This window comes from Pseudomonas sp. Sample_11 (assembly GCF_004307505.1).
Lineage (GTDB): Bacteria > Pseudomonadota > Gammaproteobacteria > Pseudomonadales > Pseudomonadaceae > Aquipseudomonas > Aquipseudomonas atacamensis.
Map to the genome: position 1 here is coordinate 109,679 of NZ_RCOD01000048.1, position 19,007 is coordinate 128,685.

Annotated in this window: 19 protein-coding genes and 1 other RNA gene; 9 read left to right on the forward strand and 11 right to left on the reverse strand. The window is 58.3% G+C overall.

The window, feature by feature from the left end; translation table 11 throughout:
• Position 1: 1 nt before the first annotated feature.
• The 3 genes from mraZ to rsmI all read right to left on the reverse strand — a co-directional run bounded on the left by mraZ (position 2) and on the right by rsmI (position 2,192).
• Positions 2–457, reverse strand: a complete 456-nt coding sequence (mraZ, locus tag D8U60_RS12185; RefSeq protein ID WP_007917012.1) for a division/cell wall cluster transcriptional repressor MraZ — start codon at positions 455–457, stop codon at positions 2–4.
• 402 nt (positions 458–859) lie between these two features.
• An RNA gene (gene rnpB / locus D8U60_RS12190) (RNase P RNA component class A) lies at positions 860–1,213 on the reverse strand.
• Between the two features lie 73 nt (positions 1,214–1,286).
• Positions 1,287–2,192: a 16S rRNA (cytidine(1402)-2'-O)-methyltransferase gene (rsmI, locus tag D8U60_RS12195; RefSeq protein WP_016773267.1), complete on the reverse strand. Its 906-nt coding sequence runs from the start codon at positions 2,190–2,192 to the stop codon at positions 1,287–1,289.
• A gap of 177 nt (positions 2,193–2,369) precedes the next feature.
• On the opposite strand from rsmI, the gene D8U60_RS12200 reads away from it, so the two are divergent.
• The 4 genes from D8U60_RS12200 (at position 2,370) to D8U60_RS12215 (ending at position 5,813) form a co-directional block, all read left to right on the forward strand.
• A complete protein-coding gene (locus D8U60_RS12200; protein ID WP_073473468.1) occupies positions 2,370–4,181 on the forward strand; it encodes a penicillin-binding protein activator in 1,812 nt (603 codons plus the stop codon).
• Positions 4,181–4,543, forward strand: coding sequence for a YraN family protein (locus D8U60_RS12205; protein WP_016773265.1), 363 nt, complete (start codon positions 4,181–4,183; stop codon positions 4,541–4,543). Before D8U60_RS12200 ends, D8U60_RS12205 begins: the two co-directional genes overlap by 1 nt.
• A gap of 101 nt (positions 4,544–4,644) precedes the next feature.
• A complete protein-coding gene (locus tag D8U60_RS12210) occupies positions 4,645–5,238 on the forward strand; it encodes a phosphoheptose isomerase (protein WP_008082788.1) in 594 nt (197 codons plus the stop codon).
• Complete coding sequence (locus D8U60_RS12215) at positions 5,235–5,813, forward strand: BON domain-containing protein (RefSeq protein WP_024014250.1); 579 nt, start codon at positions 5,235–5,237, stop codon at positions 5,811–5,813. The genes D8U60_RS12210 and D8U60_RS12215 overlap by 4 nt, the downstream gene beginning before the upstream one ends.
• Positions 5,814–5,966: 153 nt before the next feature.
• Here the strand turns inward: D8U60_RS12215 and D8U60_RS12220 are convergent, their stop codons facing one another.
• The 7 genes from D8U60_RS12220 to rplM all read right to left on the reverse strand — a co-directional run bounded on the left by D8U60_RS12220 (position 5,967) and on the right by rplM (position 10,856).
• Positions 5,967–6,380 carry a ClpXP protease specificity-enhancing factor gene (locus D8U60_RS12220; RefSeq protein WP_016773263.1) on the reverse strand — a complete coding sequence of 138 codons (414 nt, stop codon included), beginning with the start codon at positions 6,378–6,380 and terminating at the stop codon, positions 5,967–5,969.
• 16 nt (positions 6,381–6,396) lie between these two features.
• Entirely contained in the window at positions 6,397–7,014 is a 618-nt protein-coding gene (locus tag D8U60_RS12225; protein ID WP_007961620.1) for a glutathione S-transferase N-terminal domain-containing protein, read from the reverse strand.
• Between the two features lie 146 nt (positions 7,015–7,160).
• Positions 7,161–7,943, reverse strand: a complete 783-nt coding sequence (locus D8U60_RS12230; RefSeq protein WP_024014251.1) for a cytochrome c1 — start codon at positions 7,941–7,943, stop codon at positions 7,161–7,163.
• On the reverse strand, positions 7,943–9,154 hold the full coding sequence (locus tag D8U60_RS12235; RefSeq protein WP_024014252.1) for a cytochrome bc complex cytochrome b subunit: 1,212 nt from the start codon (positions 9,152–9,154) through the stop codon (positions 7,943–7,945). The genes D8U60_RS12230 and D8U60_RS12235 overlap by 1 nt, the downstream gene beginning before the upstream one ends.
• Positions 9,154–9,747 carry a ubiquinol-cytochrome c reductase iron-sulfur subunit gene (petA, locus tag D8U60_RS12240; RefSeq protein WP_007917031.1) on the reverse strand — a complete coding sequence of 198 codons (594 nt, stop codon included), beginning with the start codon at positions 9,745–9,747 and terminating at the stop codon, positions 9,154–9,156. The genes D8U60_RS12235 and petA overlap by 1 nt, the downstream gene beginning before the upstream one ends.
• Before the next feature lie 273 nt (positions 9,748–10,020).
• Positions 10,021–10,413 carry a 30S ribosomal protein S9 gene (rpsI, locus tag D8U60_RS12245; protein WP_003228056.1) on the reverse strand — a complete coding sequence of 131 codons (393 nt, stop codon included), beginning with the start codon at positions 10,411–10,413 and terminating at the stop codon, positions 10,021–10,023.
• 14 nt (positions 10,414–10,427) lie between these two features.
• On the reverse strand, positions 10,428–10,856 hold the full coding sequence (rplM, locus tag D8U60_RS12250) for a 50S ribosomal protein L13 (RefSeq protein WP_003228062.1): 429 nt from the start codon (positions 10,854–10,856) through the stop codon (positions 10,428–10,430).
• Between the two features lie 244 nt (positions 10,857–11,100).
• On the opposite strand from rplM, the gene D8U60_RS12255 reads away from it, so the two are divergent.
• Positions 11,101–12,141 carry an NADP(H)-dependent aldo-keto reductase gene (locus D8U60_RS12255; protein ID WP_024014253.1) on the forward strand — a complete coding sequence of 347 codons (1,041 nt, stop codon included), beginning with the start codon at positions 11,101–11,103 and terminating at the stop codon, positions 12,139–12,141.
• 157 nt (positions 12,142–12,298) lie between these two features.
• Here the strand turns inward: D8U60_RS12255 and D8U60_RS12260 are convergent, their stop codons facing one another.
• A complete protein-coding gene (locus D8U60_RS12260; RefSeq protein WP_130900201.1) occupies positions 12,299–13,435 on the reverse strand; it encodes an acyl-CoA dehydrogenase family protein in 1,137 nt (378 codons plus the stop codon).
• A gap of 250 nt (positions 13,436–13,685) precedes the next feature.
• Here D8U60_RS12260 and D8U60_RS12265 point away from each other — a divergent pair, with 250 nt between their 5' ends.
• The 4 genes from D8U60_RS12265 to D8U60_RS12280 all read left to right on the forward strand — a co-directional run bounded on the left by D8U60_RS12265 (position 13,686) and on the right by D8U60_RS12280 (position 18,998).
• A complete protein-coding gene (locus tag D8U60_RS12265; RefSeq protein ID WP_162999820.1) occupies positions 13,686–14,582 on the forward strand; it encodes a GlxA family transcriptional regulator in 897 nt (298 codons plus the stop codon).
• A 182-nt stretch (positions 14,583–14,764) separates the two neighbouring features.
• Positions 14,765–16,714 (forward strand): FAD-dependent oxidoreductase, encoded by a 1,950-nt coding sequence (locus tag D8U60_RS12270; protein ID WP_130900202.1) that lies wholly within the window; start codon positions 14,765–14,767, stop codon positions 16,712–16,714.
• Positions 16,715–16,890: 176 nt separating this feature from the next.
• Entirely contained in the window at positions 16,891–17,778 is an 888-nt protein-coding gene (locus D8U60_RS12275) for a nitrilase family protein (RefSeq protein WP_130900203.1), read from the forward strand.
• A 14-nt stretch (positions 17,779–17,792) separates the two neighbouring features.
• Complete coding sequence (locus D8U60_RS12280) at positions 17,793–18,998, forward strand: hypothetical protein (protein ID WP_130900204.1); 1,206 nt, start codon at positions 17,793–17,795, stop codon at positions 18,996–18,998.
• Positions 18,999–19,007: the final 9 nt, after the last annotated feature.

Genomic DNA, 19,007 nt, shown 5'->3' on the forward strand with positions numbered 1-19,007 from the left:
GTCACAGGATCAAATCACGCAGTTCATCAGGCATCGCGCCCGGTTGTTGAATAGCAGCAAGGTCAGCGGCAGATACCGCGTTCCATGCATCCTCGTCCCACAATTGGAACTTGTTCAGTTGGCCGACCAGCATCGCGCGCTTATCGAGCTTGGCGTATTCGCGCAAACGCGGTGGAACCAGGAAACGACCACTGCCATCGAGTTCGAGGTCGACGGCATTACCAATCAATAAACGTTGCAGGCGACGGTTCTCTTCGCGAAGCGAAGGGAGTGCGCGCAACTTGGTTTCAATAATTTCCCACTCATCGAGCGGATAGACACACAGGCATGGATCAACGGCATCAATGGTCACGATCAATTGGCCGGAACTGCGCGAATCGAGCTCGTCACGGTACCGGCTCGGCATGGCGAGACGGCCCTTTGCATCGAGACTGATAGCGTTAGCTCCGCGAAACACGTCAGCGTTTCTCCAATTTTTATCGTTTTGAGCTCAAAAAACCCACTTCATGCCACTTTCCGCCACTTGCGCACACTATAGGAATGCGCCCACCACACCGTCAAGGCGCGGATTAAAGGAAAAGCCTTACAGAACGGAGATTTAGCGACGTAAAAGGAGGCTCAACGAGAATCTGACGTGAAGTTTCGACCAATAACTTGATGCAGCACTGAAAGCTGCGCTCGAAAGTTAAAGTAGTTTGTTAAGAGTAAGATTTTTTCGGTATTACAAAGGCGCTTCGGCTGTTGATTGAAGCAGGGTGGGAAAAGGCTATTACCGCGTTTGCCGCTGCCGGAGTTTCAGACCAGGCCGGCTGATATTACACAGCCGCGTCTTTTTTGTTTCAAGCAGGGAAAGAAAAAGGTGGAGAGTCGATCTGTAAGCCGGGTTCTGTCTTGAACAGTCATTCGTCTACGATGGCCATCACTGGACATCTTTAGCAACCTACCCGGTCCCAGCGCGGGCCACGCCTTGGGACCCTATTTGGTCTTGCTCCAAGTGGGGTTTACCTAGCCACGAACTGTTGCCAGACGTGCGGTGCGCTCTTACCGCACCTTTTCACCCTTACCGGCGCTTGCGCGCTTAGGCGGTTATTTTCTGTGGCACTTTCCGTAGGCTCACGCCTCCCAGGCATTACCTGGCACTTCGCCCTATGGAGCCCGGACTTTCCTCCCCCCCCTAATTTTCATAGAGGGCAGCGACTGTCCGATCGACTCTCCGCCGCGAAGGTTAACGGCAGAGCGCCGGAAGAACAAGCGCTAAAACCCTCCAGACCGCCATGGGCGACGGCTTACACGCCTTTCTGTTTATCCAGCGCCACCTGATACAGCACGTTTTTGCGCTCGCCGGTGATTTGCGCTGCCAGTGCGGCGGCGCGCTTGAGCGGCATTTCCTCCAATAGCAGATCGAGGATGCGCATGGCTTCGCTGCTGACCGCGTCCTCCGACTCCGGCGCCGTCCAGCCGGCCACCAGCACCACGCACTCGCCGCGCTGCTGATTGCTGTCGGACTCGACGAACGCACGCAACTCGCTGAGCGGCAGGCCTTTGAGGGTTTCGAAGGTTTTGGTGATTTCCCGCGCCAGCAGAGCCTGACGCTCGCCGCCAAACACTGCTTCCATATCCTGCAGGCATTCGAGAATGCGATGCGGCGCTTCATAGAAAATCAATGTGCGCGGCTCTTCTTTAACCGCTTCCAGACGCGCCTTGCGTCCGACCGACTTGGCCGGCAGAAAGCCTTCGAAGATAAAACGGTCGGACGGCAAGCCCGCCGCCGACAGCGCCGCGATCAACGCGCAGGCACCCGGCACCGGCACCACGTTGATGCCGGCCGCACGGGCCTGACGCACCAGGTGATAACCCGGATCGGAGATAAGCGGCGTGCCGGCATCGGAGATCAGCGCGACGTTGTCGCCCGCCAGCAACCGCGTAATAAAGCGGCTACCCTCATCCCGCTCGTTGTGTTCGTGACATGCGGCCAGCGGCGTACCGATACCGAAGTGCTGCATCAGGCGCGCCGAATGCCGCGTGTCTTCCGCTGCAATCAGGGCCACTTCACGAAGGATCTTCAAGGCCCGGGCGCTGATGTCGTCCAGGTTGCCGATGGGCGTCGCCACCACATAAAGCGAGCCAGCAGCGGAATTCAAAGGACCTGGAGCAGTCAAAGCGCACACCTCGTGATCGGTAAAAGCGGCCATTGTAGCGCGTCATGAGGCTTGCGATGCGCTCCGGCCGAGTGCGGTTTTTCGCCCGGTTGTGCGCTGCCGCAACATTTACTCCAGCTAAATTGACCGATTCACGCCAGTAACATCGCGCCCCGGCCAGTGCTTGGGTACAATTCCACGCTAATTTGATCGAGTATCAGGAACACTTACATGATCGCTTGCCTGCGGCTGTTCACTGCCCTCTGCCTCGCTGCCTTGTTGGCCGCGTGTGCCAGCTCCCCTTCCTCCAGCCTTGGCGAACTTCCACGGACTCCGGACGCCAGCATCGAGCAACTGCTCGAACAGGCCGCCCAGGCTAAAACCCCGGAACAAGCCGCCCTGCTGCGCCTGAGCGCGGCGGACCAGGCTTACCGCCAAGGCAATGCCGGCCAGTCCGCGCAAATCCTGCAACAAGTGCCGGTGGAGCAACTCAAGCCAGGCCAGCAGATTTTCGCCAATACGCTGTCCGCCGAACTGGCCATGACGCGCAATCAGCCGAAAGCTGCGCTGACCGCCCTGAGCCATCCGAGCTTCCAGAAGCTCGGGGAAATGCCGGAAGAGCAGCAAGTGCGCACTGGCACTGTTCACGCCCGCGCCCTTGAAGCCGATGGCCAGACGCTGGCCGCTGCCCGTGAGCGTGTGTTCATTGCACCGATGCTGGAAGGCGAAGCGGCGAGCAAGAATCACGAAGCGATCTGGACCCTGATCGCTTCGCTGCCAACCGATCAATTGCAACCGAACAACACCGACGATCTCGGCGGTTGGATGGCACTGGCGCAAGCGGTGAAAACCGCAGGCACGCTGGAACAGCAACAAGCCGCGATCGACAACTGGCGTGCGCAGAATCCAAAGCACCCGGCGGCGATCAACCTGCCGCTGCCGCTGACCAAACTCAAGGAACTGGCCAGCCAGCCACTGAGCAAAATCGCCCTGCTGCTGCCACAGGACGGCCAGTTGGCGTCGGTCGGCAAAGCGCTGCGTGAAGGCTTCATGGCCGCGCATTATCAGGCGCAACAGGCCGGCCAGAACCCACCTGCCATCGAGTTCTACGACAGCTCGAAGCTGACCTCGATGGACGAGTTCTATCGCAAGGCCCAGGCTGACGGCGTGCAACTGGTAGTCGGCCCGCTGGAAAAACCACTGGTCAAGCAACTGAGCACTCGCCCGCAACTGCCAATCACCACCCTGGCGCTGAACTACAGCGAAGGCGAACAAGGTCCGGCGCAGTTGTTCCAGTTCGGTCTGGCAGCTGAAGACGAAGCTCGCGAAGTCTCCCGTCGCGCCCGCGCCGATGGCCTGCATCGCGCCGCGATCATGGTGCCGAAGGGCGAATGGGGCGATCGCGTCCTGCGTGCCTTCAGCCAGGACTGGCAAGCCAATGGCGGCAGCATCGTTGCCACCGAACGTGTCGATCAGCCGGTGCAACTGGCCCAGCAGATCGCCGACATGTTCCAGCTGCGTCAGAGCGAAGCTCGCGCCAAGAGCCTGCAGAATGTTGCCGGCACCAACGTCGCCGCCCAGCCTTCGCGTCGCCAGGACATCGAATTCATCTTCTTGGCCGCCACGCCGCAACAGGCCCAGCAGATCAAGCCGACCCTGAACTTCCAGTACGCCGGTGACGTGCCGGTCTACGCGACTTCCCACGTGTACAGCGCCAGCGGCGACGTCAACCAGTACAACGACATGAACGGCATTCGCTTCTGCGAAACCCCATGGCTGCTGGAAACCAGCGATCCGCTGCGCCAGCAAGTAGCTGCGCAATGGCCGCAAGCCAATGGCAGCCTCGGTCGCCTGTACGCCATGGGCGCCGACGCCTATCGCCTGGCACCGCGCCTTGGCCAACTCAAGGCCCTGCCGGACAGCCGCATCGAAGGTCAGTCGGGCAGCCTCGGCATGACCCAGACCCAACGCGTAGTGCGCCAGTTGCCATGGGCACAGTTCGTCAGCGGTCAGGTGCAGCGCCTGCCGGACACACCGCGCTGATGCCCGACAGGTCACGCTCGCAAAGCGGCAAGGATGCCGAGCGCCAAGCGCTCGAACATCTGCAACAACAAGGTCTGCGCCTGTTGGCGCAGAACTGGTTATGCAAACGCGGCGAGCTTGATCTGGTCATGCTTGATGGCGATACAGTAGTATTCGTTGAAGTTCGCTACAGAAAAAACACTCAATGGGGTGGCGCGCTCGCCAGTATCGACGAGCGCAAGCAGCAGAAACTGATCTTTGCAGCACAGTATTTTCTTCAGCGCGAGTCGCGTTGGGCCAATTCCCCCTGCCGCTTCGATGTGGTGGCGATCGACAGCCACCCGAATCAGCTGAACTGGTTGCAGAATGCTTTCGACAGTTGATCGCCTGCACCCTGCCCTGTTTTCGTCCGACACATTTTGCTCTTTGCTTTGCCGGCTGCACATTCACGTGCCGAACAGCCGCGCCACTTAAGGTCACACAGATGGACATGCAATCCCGAATTCGCCAGCTTTTCCAGGCCAGTATCGACACCAAGCAACAGGCGATGGACGTACTTGCACCGCACATCGAGCAAGCCAGCCAGATCATGGTCAACGCCCTGCTCAACGAAGGCAAAATGCTCTCGTGCGGCAACGGTGGTTCGGCCGGCGATGCCCAGCATTTTTCTTCGGAGCTGCTCAACCGCTTCGAGCGCGAGCGTCCGAGTCTGCCGGCGATTGCGCTGACCACCGACACTTCGACGATCACCTCGATCGCCAACGATTACAGCTACAACGAAGTGTTCTCCAAGCAGATCCGCGCGCTCGGCCAGCCGGGTGACGTGCTGCTGGCGATTTCGACCAGCGGCAACTCGGCGAACATTATTCAAGCGATCCAGGCCGCACATGATCGCGAAATGATTGTCGTAGCTTTGACCGGACGCGATGGCGGCGGCATGGCGTCGCTGCTGTTGCCCGAGGACGTCGAGATTCGCGTACCGGCCAACGTCACTGCACGTATTCAGGAAGTCCACTTGCTGGCGATCCATTGCCTTTGCGATCTGATCGACAGCCAACTGTTCGGGAGTGAAGAATGACCCCTAATCGCCTTGGCCTTCTGGCCTTGACCCTGTGCCTCGGCATCAGCGGCTGCACCTCGGTGGTAAATGCCAGCCGTGAAGCGCCGATCGAAGACGACCGTGGCACGCGCACCTTCGGCAGCAAGATCGACGACTCGCTGATTGAGACCAAAGCAGGCGTGAACATCGCCAAGGCCGACCCGGCCCTGGACAACGATTCGCACATCGTCATCACCAGCTTCAACGGCGTGGTATTGCTCGCCGGCCAGACGCCACGCGAAGACCTCAAGGCCAAAGCCGAACAGGCCGCCGCCAACGTCCAGCGCGTGAAGAAGGTGCACAACGAACTGCAAGTGCTGCAACCGTCCTCCCTGCTCGCGCGCCAGAACGACGCGTGGCTGACCACCAAGATCAAGACGCAGATGCTCACCGACGCCAGCATTCCTGGCTCGCGCATCAAAGTCGTGACCGAGAACGGCATCGTCTACCTGCTGGGCCTGCTGACCAAACAGGAAGCCACTCAGGCAACCAATCTGGTTCAGGGTGTGTCTGGTGTGCAGAAGATTGTGAAGCTGTTCGAATACATCGACTGACCTGATTTCGCAGGAGCTGTGTAGGAGCTGACGAGTGCAACGAGGCTGCGATCTTTTGATCTTGCTTTTAAAAATCAAAAGATCGCAGCCTCCGGCAGCTCCTACACGACCAATGCAGACACAAAAAAGGCGATCCATCCGGATCGCCTTTTTTTATTTCACAACCTTCAAACTTGGCCGGCCACTCGGGCGTGGCGGCTCGCTGCCCGGTGGCGGCGAGTCGTCATCCGGATCGATGTCTTCCTCGTCGTCCATCGGCAACTCGAGGTCAAACACCATGCCCTGGCCGTTCTCCCGGGCGTAAATACCCAGGATCGCGCTGATCGGCACGTAGAGACTGTGCGGAACACCGCCGAAGCGGCCTTCGAACGTCACCACGTCGTTATCCATGTGCAGATGACGCACGGCACTCGGCGAGATGTTCAGGACGATCTGGCCGTCACTGGCAAAACCCTGTGGCACCTGCACCGCCGGGTACTCGGAGTTGACCAGCATGTGCGGGGTGCAATCGTTATCCACAATCCACTCGTAGAGCGCGCGGACCAGATAAGGTCGACTGGAGTTCATAGCGGCTCCTTAAGCCTTAGCGCATATCGCGTTCGACACCAGACAGACTTGCCTGGAAAGCCTCACGCGCAAACTGACGCTCCATATAATCAAGCAGCGGCTTGGCCGGCCGCGGCAGTTCAATACCCAGAATCGGCAAACGCCAGAGTATGGGTAATAGGCAGCAATCCACCAGACTTTGTTCCTCACTGAGGAAGAACGGTTTGTCGGCGAACAGCGGCGAAACGCCGGTCAGGCTTTCGCGCAGTTCCTTGCGCGCCACGACCCGTGCAGCCTCTTTGCTCTTGGGATCCAGAATCAGATCCACCAGCCCGCACCAGTCACGCTGAATCCTGTGGATCAGCAGACGACTGTTGGCCCGCGCCACCGGATAAACCGGCATCAGCGGCGGGTGCGGGTAACGCTCATCCAGATACTCCATCACCACGGTCGACTCCCACAACGCCAGGTCACGATCGACCAGCGTCGGCAGACTGCCGTAAGGGTTCACCTCAATCAGTTTAGGCGGCTGGCGGCCCGCTTCCACGTAAATGATTTCGGCGCTGACACCCTTCTCTGCAAGCACGATGCGCACTCGGTGGGAATAGTGGTCGGCGGGGTCGGAGTAACAGGCCAACCGATTGGTCACGCCCATGGCGATCCTCCTCGCTTGTTGAATTTGTCGGAACCGGAAAAACGCGCGCGCCCAGAGGGCACCTCCCGCAGGGTCTGACTGAGCAGACCCTGCTTTAGCGGAGGCGCCCTTGGGCGCGCGCGATTAACAGCAATGCTTGAAGCGTATCAGTGCACGTCTTTCCAGTATTCACGCTTGAGCAGGTAGGCGAACACAAAGAAGAACGCCAGGTACAGCAAGACATAAGTACCGATGCGCTGATGTTGCAGCTTAACCGGGTTAGCCGAGTAAGCCAGGAAGGTTACCAGATTCTTGACCTTCTCATCGAACTGCTCTTCGTTCAGAGCACCGGACTTCGGCACGATGGTCAACTGATCACACGCTTCATGGGTCAGCGGCGTGCCGGTCAGCGGATCGTATTGCTTCTTGCCGTCCTCGACGATCTGCACCTGTTTGCAGCCCACGACCTGACGACCTTGCAGGCCGACCAGCACGTTAGGCATGCCGACGTTCGGGAAGACCTTGTTGTTCACGCCCCATGGACGCGCCGGGTCTTCGTAGAACGACTTCAAGTAACCGTAGAGCCAGTCGGTGCCGCGTACCCGCGCTACCAGAGTCAGGTCCGGCGGCGCTGCGCCGAACCAGGTCTTGGCGTCGGCCGGCTGCATGCCGATGTTCATGTGGTCGCCAATCTTGGCACCGGTGAACACCAGCTTCTCCAGCATCAACTCGTGCGGGATGCCGAGGTCATCGGCGACGCGCTCGTAACGCTGGAACTTGGCACTGTGGCAACCCATGCAATAGTTGGCAAAGGTCCGCGCACCATCCTGCAGGGCGGCTTTGTCGGAGACGTCGATATCGACACTTTCCAGTTCCGGACCATGACCCTCGGCAGCAAAAACCAGGGAAGGCAGCGCAGCAAAAATCAGAGCAAGAAATAACTTTTTCATCAGCCAGTCACCCTTTCCGGAACCGGTTTGGTCTTCTCGAGCCGGGTGTAGAACGGCATCAGAATGAAGTAGGCGAAATACAGGAAGGTGCAGACCTGCGACAGCAACGTGCGCCCCGGCGTCGGCGCCAGAACGCCAAGGATGCCAAGAATCACGAAGGAGATGCAGAACACCACCAGCCAGATTTTGCTCAGCCAGCCCTTGTAGCGCATCGATCTCACCGGACTGCGATCCAGCCATGGCAGCACGAACAGCACCGCAATCGCCGCACCCATGGCGATAACGCCCAGGAGTTTGTCCGGCACCGCACGCAGGATTGCGTAGAACGGCGTGAAGTACCAGACCGGGGCAATATGCTCAGGCGTCTTGAACGGGTTGGCCGGCTCGAAGTTAGGTTTTTCGAGGAAGTAGCCGCCCATTTCCGGGAAGAAGAACACAATGAAGCAGAAGATGAACAGGAACACCACCACACCGACAATGTCCTTCACCGTGTAGTACGGGTGGAACGCAATGCCGTCCAGCGGGATGCCGTTTTCGTCTTTGTGCTTCTTGATATCGACGCCGTCAGGGTTGTTCGAACCGACTTCGTGCAGCGCCAGAATGTGCAACACCACCAGACCGAGAATCACGATCGGCAGCGCGACCACGTGCAAGGCGAAGAAGCGGTTCAGGGTGATTCCGGAGATCAGGTAGTCACCACGAATCCACTGGGTCAGGTCATCGCCGATCAGCGGAATCGCACCGAACAGCGAGATGATCACCTGGGCGCCCCAGTACGACATCTGGCCCCAGGGCAGCAGGTAACCCATGAACGCTTCGGCCATCAGTGCCAGGTAGATCAGCATGCCGAACACCCAGACCAGCTCGCGCGGTTTCTGGTACGAACCGTAGAGCAGACCGCGGAACATGTGCAGATAGACGACGATGAAAAACGCCGAGGCGCCGGTCGAGTGCAGCAGACGCAGGATCGAGCCGTACTCGACGTCGCGCATGATGTATTCAACGGAAGCAAAGGCCTCTTCTGCCGACGGCGTGTAGCTCATCGTCAGCCAGACACCGGTAACGATCTGGTTGACCAGCACCAGCAGCGCCAGTGAGCCGAAGAAATAGAAGAAGTTGAAGTTTTTTGGTGCGTAATATTTGCTGAGATGGTCTTCCCACATTTTGGTCGCGGGAAAGCGCGCATCAACCCAATCCATGAACTTGCTCATCACGCTTTCTCCGTATCGACGCCAATGACAATCAGGTCATCGGTCTCATAGGAATGCGGGGGAACTGGCAGGTTCAAAGGCGCAGGTTGCGACTTGTAGACGCGGCCAGCCAGATCGTAGTGGGAACCGTGGCACGGGCAGAAATAGCCGCCTACCCAGTCTTTGCCCAGATCCGCAGGTGCCACTTCGGGACGGAAGGTCGGTGAGCAACCCAGGTGCGTACAGATCCCGATCAGCAGGAGAATTTCCGGCTTGATCGAGCGTACTTCAGGGTCGACATAAGTGGGTTGCGTGGAGTTTTTGGAGGTCGGATCGGAGAGCTGACCCTCGATCTTCTTGAGATTCCCCAGGATTTCCTCGGTACGGCGGACAATGAACACCGGCTGGCCGCGCCATTCAGCAATCATCTGCTGGCCTGGCTCGATTTTGCTGACATTCACTTTCACCGGTGCACCGGCAGCTTTCGCCTTGGCACTGGGAAACCATGACCCCACGAACGGGACCGCAGCCCCCACCGCTCCTGCAGCACCCACCACGGATGTGGCTGCCACCAGGAAGCGACGCCGGCCTGCATTCACGCCGTCATTGCTCATTCAGTCCTCTCCCATCAGCTTTTTTGGCCTGTTAAATCAGGCGTCTACTAAATAAATCAAATGTTACTTATAAAAATTTTGCCCGAATGGTAATGAAAACCCCCAATTCTGACAAGGTTAATTCCCCGGGGCTCAGCCCCTTAAGCCTTGGAGTATAGGGGGTCTACGGCTGTGGCAAGTTGTCACAACGCAATTCTTTGATAAATCGCAGGCATAAAAAAACGCCCGCTTCCGTGAGGAGGCGGGCGTTCTTTTTTGAACGTGGAAGCGGAATTAACGCTTCGAGTACTGCGGACGCTTACGCGCTTTACGCAGACCAACTTTCTTACGTTCAACTTCACGGGCGTCGCGGGTAACGAAGCCAGCTTTGCGCAGAGCGCTACGCAGGGTTTCGTCGTAGTCCATCAGAGCGCGAGTGATGCCGTGGCGGATTGCGCCAGCCTGACCACTTACACCACCGCCGATCACGGTGACGTAGATGTCGAACTTCTCGACAGTCTCGGTCAGCTCCAGCGGCTGACGAACTACCATGCGGGCAGTTTCGCGGCCGAAGAAGTTATCCAGCGAACGGTTGTTGATGGAGATGTTACCAGTACCCGGACGCAGGAAAACGCGTGCGGTTGCGGTCTTGCGACGGCCAGTGCCGTAATTTTGAGTCGCCGACATAATGAACTATTCCGTTAAATCTTCAGTTCTTGGGGCTGCTGAGCAGTATGAGGGTGTGCAGCGCCCGCATAGACTTTCAGCTTACGGTACATGTCGCGACCCAGTGGGTTTTTAGGCAGCATGCCTTTAACCGCGGTCTCGATCACGCGCTCAGGGGCTTTGGCGATCAGCTTTTCAAAGTTGATCGACTTGATGCCGCCCGGGAAACCGGAGTGGGAGTAGTACATTTTGTCAGTGGTTTTAGCGCCGGTAACACGGATCTGCTCGGCGTTGATGACGACGATGTAGTCGCCGGTGTCAACGTGAGGAGTGTACTCAGGCTTGTGCTTGCCACGCAGACGGCTCGCGATTTCGGTGGCCAGACGACCCAGGGTCTGACCAGCAGCGTCGACGACAAACCAGTCGCGCTTTACTGTTTCCGGTTTAGCAGTAAAAGTTTTCATTCTTTATAGCCTCAGGGGCCGCCTGTAAATAAGACGGCGGATCTTACTGAATAGTGCGTACTTTGACAAGTCAAAGGCAGCCGGATACAGACGCTTTCGGGGGCTCGGGTCGGCGCGTCCGTTCAACGGCAAGATTCTTCGGCGGCGGCGCATCACTTCCACTGCAGAAAGAGGTCGGCAATTATGCAGATTGCGAAAAAATTTTCAACCTGCTTTTATGATTGTTTTGCCCAAGGAGCACCCGATGGACTATCGCCAGCTAGGCCGTACCGACCTGAACGTGAGTGCAATCTGCCTCGGCACCATGACCTGGGGCGAGCAAAACACTGAGGCTGAAGCCTTCGCCCAGATTGAACGGGCGAAAGAAGCGGGGATCAATTTCCTCGACACCGCCGAAATGTATCCGGTGCCGCCCAAAGCCGAAACCTACGCCACCACCGAGCGCTACATCGGCAATTACTTCAAGAGTCGCGGTGACCGTTCCGACTGGATCCTCGCCAGCAAGATCGCCGGCCCCGGCAACACCATCGACTACATTCGCGACAAGAACCTGCGCCACAACCGTCAGCACATCACCGAAGCACTGGACGGCAGCCTCAAGCGTCTGCAGACCGATTACATCGATCTGTATCAATTGCACTGGCCGGAACGCAGCACCAACTTTTTCGGACAGCTGGGGTATAAGCACAAGATCGAAGCCAACCTGACGCCGCTGGAAGACACCCTCGAAGCCCTCGACGAACAGGTGAAGGCCGGCAAGATCCGCCACATCGGTCTGTCCAACGAGACGCCGTGGGGCACCATGCGCTTCCTCGCTCTGGCCGAAGCCCGTGGCTGGCCGCGTGCGGTGTCGATCCAGAACCCGTACAACCTGCTCAACCGCAGCTTCGAAGTCGGCCTGGCCGAGATCGCCATTCGCGAACAGTGCGGCCTGCTCGCCTATTCGCCGCTGGCGTTCGGCTTCCTCTCCGGCAAGTACGAAGGCGGCGCCCGACCACCGAAAGGCCGCCTGAGCCTCTACAGTCGCTTCAGCCGCTATTTCAACCCGCAATCGGAGGCGGCGTGCAGCCGTTACGTTGCCCTGGCCCGTGAACACGGTCTGGACCCGGCGCAAATGGCCTTGGCCTTCGTGACCCAGCAACCCTTCGTCACCAGCAACATCATTGGCGCGACGACGCTTGAGCAACTGGACAGCAACATTGCCAGTTTTGATCTGAAACTGTCCGATGAAGTGTTGGCCGGGATCGAGGCGATTCATAAGGATCATCCGAATCCGGCGCCATAACTGACCGCCAAAAAGCTTCGCGAGCAGGCTCGCTCCCACAGTGGAATACTGTACCTGTGGGAGCGAGCCTGCTCGCGAAGAGGCCAGTCGGATTACCTCAACAGCGGAACGCGGAGCGTCCCCGGCGGCGTACCCACGCACAGCGTGGGAACGATCATCAGATCGACCGCGCAATAATCTCCTTCATGATTTCATTGGTGCCGGCATAAATCCGCTGCACCCGCGCATCCGCCCACGCCCGGGCCACCGGGTATTCCCACATGAAGCCGTAGCCGCCATGCAGTTGCACGCACTCGTCGAGCACTTTGCATTGCAGGTCGGTGCCCCAGTATTTGGCCATTGCCGCCGTCGGCACATCGAGTTTGCCTTGCAGGTGCAGCTCCAGGCAGCGGTCAACGAAGACCCGGCCGATCTGGATCTCGGTAGCCATTTCGGCCAGTTTGAAGCGGGTGTTCTGAAAGTCGGCAATCGCCTTGCCGAAGGCCTTGCGATCGCGGGTGTAATCCAGCGTCCATTGCAGCGCTGCCTCGGCCGAGGCCAGGCCGCCGATAGCCACGGTCAGACGTTCCTGCGGCAACTCCTGCATCAGATAGGCAAACCCGGCACCCGCCTGGCCGAGAAGGTTTTCCTTCGGCACGCGCACGTCCTGGAAGAACAGTTCCGAGGTGTCCTGCGCCTTCATGCCGACCTTCTCCAAGCGCTTGCCTTTCTCGAAGCCCGGCGTATTCGCCTCCACCAGAAACAGACTGGTGCCCTTGGCGCCAGCCTTGGGATCGGTCTTGGCCACCACGATCACCAGGTCAGCCAGAAAGCCATTGGTGATAAAGGTTTTCGAGCCGTTGATCACATATTCGTCACCGTCGAGCACCGCCGTGGTTTTCACCCCTTGCAGGTCGGAACCGGCGCCAGGCTCGGTCATGGCAATCGCCGTGACCATTTCGCCCGAGACCAGTTTCGGCAGGTATTTGTGTTTCAGCGCCTCGCTGCCGTAATGCAGGATGTACGGTGCGACGATGTCCGAGTGCAGCGAGAAACCGATACCGGTCAGACCCAGACGCCCGACTTCCTCGATGACCACGGTGCTGTAGAGGAAATCCGCGCCGAGCCCGCCGTACTCTTCCGGCAGATGCGAACAGAGCATCCCCGCCTCCCCCGCCTTGTTCCACAGCGCGCGATCAATGTGTCCCTGCTTCTCCCACTGCGCGTGATACGGCACGGCCTCTTTTTCGAGGAAAGTTCGCACGCTGTCGCGGAACAATTCGTGCTCGGAGCTGAACAGGGTTCTGGGGATCATGCGGCACCTTTCTTTGTTGTTGGAGGGATACGGCTCTCAGAGACTAAGCCCGACTCCTGCTACGGGACACTGGACACATCCGACAAAAAATAAGACGATCCAGCCGTCTGGTGACCACTTTCCCTTATAAAAACAAAACAAAAGTTGAATTATGTCTAAGCACGTCTCCCCGCCCTTGCGGCGCGTCAGCATCCTGGCCATCGACCGGGTTTTCGCTTACACCCTCATGCAGGCCAAGGATTTTTTCCATGTGGCCAGCCTGCGTTACGGCAAACAACTGGGCCACGGCCTGACCCCGGCGTTTGAAACTCGCCTGGTCAGCCCGGATGGCAAACCGGTAAAAAGCTTCAGCGACGTAGTGATGCCGGTCGACGGCGGCCTGGAAAACGCCGATGTGATCATCCTCCCGGCGTTCTGGGACGATTTCGACACGCTGTGCAGCCGTTACCCGCAAATCCTGCCGTGGCTGCGCGAACAGCATGCGCGCGGCGCAGTGTTATGCGGCGAAGCCACCGGAGTGTTCTGGCTCGCCGAAGCCGGGCTGCTCAACGGTAAGGAAGCGACCACCTACTGGCGCTTCTTCAATGCCTTCGCCGAGCGTTTCCCCAAGGTCTATCTGAATCAGGACAAGCACCTGACCGACGCCGACAATCTCTATTGCGCCGGCGGCACGACCTCGGCCTGTGATCTGTACATCTATCTGATCGAACGCTTCTGCGGCGCAAACGTGGCACAAGCCGTGGCCCGCGACATCCTCTACGAAGTGCAGCGCAGCTATTCGCCGGGACGTATCGGTTTCGGCGGGCAGAAGCTGCATCAGGACGTGATCATCCTGCAGATCCAGCAGTGGCTCGAAGAACATTTCGCCGACAAGTTCCGCTTCGAAGACGTCGCCCGCGAGCACGGCATGAGCATCCGCAACTTCATGCGCCGCTTCCAGACCGCCACCGGCGACAAACCGCTGCACTACTTGCAGCGCCTGCGCATCGAGACGGCCAAGGGCCTGCTTTCGGGCACGCGCAAGAGCATCAAGACCATCAGTTATGAGGTCGGTTACGACGATGCGAGCTTCTTCGCGCGACTGTTCCGCCAGCACACCGAGCTGTCGCCGAATCAGTATCGGCAGCAGTTTCAGCAGGCTGCCTGACCCCGGTCAGACTGAAGTCCCTGTGGGTGTAGTCCTCCCACGGGGACTGGCGTGCAAGCTGTGATTCGTCCGACACAAATGAACGAAAACAGAACAACGTCTGGCTGTGTTTTACGACTGTTCGGACGCGCCTGCGCCGACCAGACTACTTCCCAAGCACATCGCATCAGGGAAGATCAACAGTGACCATCGGCTCCAGCTACAACTACCCCTCACAGGCTCCTGGCCTTGAAAAACGCAAAAAACGTTCGCCACAAAGCAAATGGAAAGCCCGTTTCCCCAATCCGCCGGACCTGTGTTTTGACTACCGCGCGTTACTGGAGCAGCCAGGCGGAATCGCCCGAGCGACTGATTCGAGCCATCGAATCTGCATCATCGGCGCAGGCATCACAGGCCTGACGGCAGCGAGAGAATTGCTGCGCTGCGGCTTCACCCAGATCACGCTGATCGAACAGTCCTCGCGAATCGGCGGCAGGCACCTGACCGTTCCCGGCAGTCCCCAATCCAAGGCCAGCCATACCCCATTCGAAATGGGTGCGATGCGTATGCCTTTGTTCAATCGCGAAGGAGAATCGCCGAAGGACGGTCGTTCGCTGATGGCCTACTACGCGACGATATTCGACCTGGCCCTTTCAGACTTTGCCAACCCCGGCAGCCAGTGGGTCAAAACAACCGGCATCTATCTGCGCGAGGGCAGCCTGTCGAAGCAGGCTACGCCGCAAATGCTTATCTGGAAAAACGCCGACGGCCGGACTCGCCCTCCCGGCGAGGAGCTGCAAGCGGTATATGCAAAATGGAGAGCCTTCGCCGACCGCATGACCCGGCACGTTTGCGACAGTTATGCGAGCGAGGAATGGGAGTCCGTGTGGGCAGCTATTGTCGCCAGGTATCACGCCATTTCCTTCCGTGATCTGGTGAGCATGCCGGTGCTGCAACGCTGGGAAAAAGACGCGCCGGGCGATTTTGGCGGGATGGGAATGTCGCCAGAGGAATCGGCCATTTTTTATGCCATCGGCATCGGTGACGGCAGCTGGGGCGCATTTTATGACGTCTGTGCACTGTACCCGCTGCGCACTGCCATATTCGGGTTCAGCAGTCACTTGCAACTGGTGCTGGGTCGGGTAGATGAACAAGGCGATCCTCTGCCTGACTCACCGCATATCCGCAGCAATGCGGTTTTCGATTCAACCGGCCTGCAGTTTGAAGGCCCGCGCTACCTCGGTCTCGCGGCGCTGAGTGAAAGCCTTATGTTCATCAAACCTGATGAAACAGCGATGTCTTTCCACGAACACAGCCTGCAATACCGCGAAGGTTTGCTGACTGATAGCGCCGTCACTCGGCTGAAAAAGCTCGACAGCGGTAAAACTCGTGTCTACTACAACTGGAAGCAAAGTCGCCCCCATCAGGCCCAGGAACATTTCAGCGATTATGACTCCGTGATCATGACGCTGCCTTCGTGGTTGATCGAAACACGAATCAGGCTTGAAAACTTCACTGCACAAATGCTGCCGTTCGAAACGATCAATGCGTACAAGACTGCACATTGGGAAACCAGCTGCAAAGTGTTCGCGCCGCTGAAGAAATCCTTCCTGTCCGGCAATACCGCCATCCCCCAAGCGATCGTCACGGACAGTTTTATCCACGATGTTTATACCTATCGCTATAACGATCACTACAGCTACGACTGCATTCTTCTCAGTTACACCTGGGAAGATGACGCTACCAAACTCTGCTGTTTCAGCGACAAGGAGCTGGTCGCCAAATGTGCCGAAGAACTTGATCGAATCCTGATGAACTGCAGCAATATCGGGCAACGCATCTCGCCTTTCATTGGCCTCAATCAGGCCGTCGTACAGCGCTGGATCACCGATAAGAACTCACTGGGGTGCGCCAAACTTTACCGCCCCGGCGCCTACTACGATGCTGTTAGCCTGATGAAATACAACCGCGACTATTCCAGTGTTTCCGGGCTGTATCTTTCTGGCGAGTCGTTTTCAGTGGATGCCGGCTGGACCGAGCCCTGCTTTCGCGGTGCCATCGATGCGGTGATTCATATTTGCGAAAAAACCTCGGCGCAGTTCAATGGCGGCTTCCAGATAACCGACTATCCACACTACCAGGCCGGACCATGAAGTTTTCAGTCACGCAATTCAGCGTCCTGAGCGTGCATCGTCGATATGTGTTTAATCGTCCTAGGAGGCGTACTACAACTTAACCGGAAAGCGCCGACTTACCTTCCAGTGCTGACTCGACTCTTATGTTCCCCGCCACCCGATGGCGTGAAAACAACAATAAGGGATCATGAAAAATGAGTGAGTCAACAAGCCCTGTTCGTGTTGCGGTTGTGCAATGTGATCCGCAGGTCGGTACGCAAAATCGTGCAGCGAATCTGAGTAATAGCCTGGAGTTGGCACTGCAGGCGGTCAATGGTGGTGCCAACCTCATCGTTTTGCCCGAGCTGACAAACACCGGTTATTTCTTTCGCACTCGACAGGACGCGTTCGATCACGCCGAATCGGTTCCGGATGGGCCGAGCGTGAGCCGATGGGAGGATTTTGCCCGCCAGCATCAGGTGTATCTGGTGGCAGGGCTGACCGAGCGCGAAGGGGCACGGTTGTACAACACAGCCGTGTTGTTGGGACCTGACGGTTTCATCGGCAAATACCGCAAGGCGCACCTGTGGAATCTGGAGAAGCTCTGGTTCTCTGCCGGCGATAGCGGTTTCCCGGTGTTCGAAACGCCGATCGGTCGTATCGGTCTGCTGATCTGCTGGGACATCTGGTTTCCCGAGGTCCCGAGAATCCTCAGCCAGCAGGGCGCGGACATTATCTGCAGTCTGAACAATTGGGTCTGGACGCCACCGCCACTATTCGATGACGCCGGCAAATGCATGGCCTCGTACCTGACCATGACCGCAGCGCACGTCAACAATGTGTTTATCGCGGCAGCGAGCAGAATCGGCGAAGAGCGCGGTGCTCGCTACCTGGGATGCTCTTTGATTGCCGGCACCAACGGCTGGCCGATCGGCCGGGTCGCATCCGCCGATCAGCAGGAGATTCTCTACGCCGATATCGATTTGACCAGCTCGCGCAGTGCGCCGATCTGGAATGACCTGAACGACCTGCACCGTGATCGGCGCTGTGATGTCTACGATCGAATGCTCGGTTACACCCAGCATCCGTGCCTGCCGCGTTAACCGGAGGCCGGGCTATGGACATTCACGCAAAGCAACGCAAAACAATCGTGGCCAGAACCGCGATGGACAGCACCATTATCGGCCTGATTCTGGGTGCGACGGTTTTGATTGGCTGGCTATCGCTCACCCATCATTCGTTGTGGTCGGCGCGCTGGCCGGACTACAGCCATATGGTTTCGAGTTTTCCCGACGCTGCTGCCTGGCTGCGTTGGGTGCTTGGAGATATCAGCGAGGTGGCGTTTTATAAACACGAGTTTGCCTCGATTGGCCTTCTGGCCGGTGCATATCTGGGCTATTGGGCTAATCGAACGGGAAAAGCCTGGCAAGGCTTCACGATCTGTTACGGCAGCGGGCTCTGGCCGTGGCTGGTGACAAGCTCACTACTGGGTCTGGTGCTGAGCAATTTGCTGTGGGGCTGGACCGTCACCGCGACCAGTTGGCAGCCCACCTTCGCGGCATTCGTGTCGTTGCCTGCCGCAATGGTATTGATGTTCGGTGCAGGCTGGAAGGTCGCGATCAACGGAGCCATCATGGGCGCCCTGTTCGTGACACCGCTGTGTCTGCTGATGGTCAATTACGTATGCAATCCACTCGGTCTGCCCGTGGTGATTGGCAACGTTTCGGGCATGGCCATCGCCAGCATCGGCGCCTTCGTGCTTTGTCGCTACGTGCCAAGCCTGGTGAGACCAGCGGAGCCCGAGCCGGCTGCCGAGGAAGTCAGCGTCACCGTGTCCGGCAAGGCGCCGGATTATGGCGTGGTATGGAGCATGCGCCGGGTCTTGGCGGATTTCTCCGAGGCACCTTTCTTCGGCAATGAATGGGCGAGCCTGGGACTGATTGTCGGTGCGTTGCTCGCATTTACACTCAACCCGATGAGCCCGGTCTACGGCACTGGTCTGCTGCCGCAATTGCTGGTCGGTCAGGCGCTGACCTCGGCACTGGGCGTGGTGATCTGGCGCAGGCAGTGGATGGAGCGCGGTTGGTATCCGACTTATGTGCCGCTGGTGTCCGTTGTTCCGGCTGCGATCCTTACCTTCGGCGGCGCTTGGCAAGTGATCATCTCCAGTGCGCTGCTCGGCGCCCTGATCGCCCCGCCAGTGGCCTGCGCCCTCGCACAGAGGCTGCCAGGCTTTATGCATGGCTTTATCGGCAATGTGTTGTCGATGGCCCTCAGTACGCTTTTGATCCTGCCAATCGTTGGATGGCTCGCCAGCCACTGACTTTATCCT

Excerpts from the sequence above, each read along its gene's own strand:
- rsmI (WP_016773267.1), bottom strand. The coding sequence starts at position 2,192 with ATGGCCGCTTTTACCGATCACGAGGTGTGCGCTTTGACTGCTCCAGGT.
- D8U60_RS12200 (WP_073473468.1), top strand. The coding sequence starts at position 2,370 with ATGATCGCTTGCCTGCGGCTGTTCACTGCCCTCTGCCTCGCTGCCTTG.
- D8U60_RS12205 (WP_016773265.1), top strand. The coding sequence starts at position 4,181 with ATGCCCGACAGGTCACGCTCGCAAAGCGGCAAGGATGCCGAGCGCCAA.
- D8U60_RS12210 (WP_008082788.1), top strand. The coding sequence starts at position 4,645 with ATGGACATGCAATCCCGAATTCGCCAGCTTTTCCAGGCCAGTATCGAC.
- D8U60_RS12215 (WP_024014250.1), top strand. The coding sequence starts at position 5,235 with ATGACCCCTAATCGCCTTGGCCTTCTGGCCTTGACCCTGTGCCTCGGC.
- D8U60_RS12220 (WP_016773263.1), bottom strand. The coding sequence starts at position 6,380 with ATGAACTCCAGTCGACCTTATCTGGTCCGCGCGCTCTACGAGTGGATT.
- D8U60_RS12225 (WP_007961620.1), bottom strand. The coding sequence starts at position 7,014 with ATGGGCGTGACCAATCGGTTGGCCTGTTACTCCGACCCCGCCGACCAC.
- D8U60_RS12230 (WP_024014251.1), bottom strand. The coding sequence starts at position 7,943 with ATGAAAAAGTTATTTCTTGCTCTGATTTTTGCTGCGCTGCCTTCCCTG.
- D8U60_RS12235 (WP_024014252.1), bottom strand. The coding sequence starts at position 9,154 with ATGAGCAAGTTCATGGATTGGGTTGATGCGCGCTTTCCCGCGACCAAA.
- petA (WP_007917031.1), bottom strand. The coding sequence starts at position 9,747 with ATGAGCAATGACGGCGTGAATGCAGGCCGGCGTCGCTTCCTGGTGGCA.
- rpsI (WP_003228056.1), bottom strand. The coding sequence starts at position 10,413 with ATGTCGGCGACTCAAAATTACGGCACTGGCCGTCGCAAGACCGCAACC.
- rplM (WP_003228062.1), bottom strand. The coding sequence starts at position 10,856 with ATGAAAACTTTTACTGCTAAACCGGAAACAGTAAAGCGCGACTGGTTT.
- D8U60_RS12255 (WP_024014253.1), top strand. The coding sequence starts at position 11,101 with ATGGACTATCGCCAGCTAGGCCGTACCGACCTGAACGTGAGTGCAATC.
- D8U60_RS12260 (WP_130900201.1), bottom strand. The coding sequence starts at position 13,435 with ATGATCCCCAGAACCCTGTTCAGCTCCGAGCACGAATTGTTCCGCGAC.
- D8U60_RS12275 (WP_130900203.1), top strand. The coding sequence starts at position 16,891 with ATGAGTGAGTCAACAAGCCCTGTTCGTGTTGCGGTTGTGCAATGTGAT.
- D8U60_RS12280 (WP_130900204.1), top strand. The coding sequence starts at position 17,793 with ATGGACATTCACGCAAAGCAACGCAAAACAATCGTGGCCAGAACCGCG.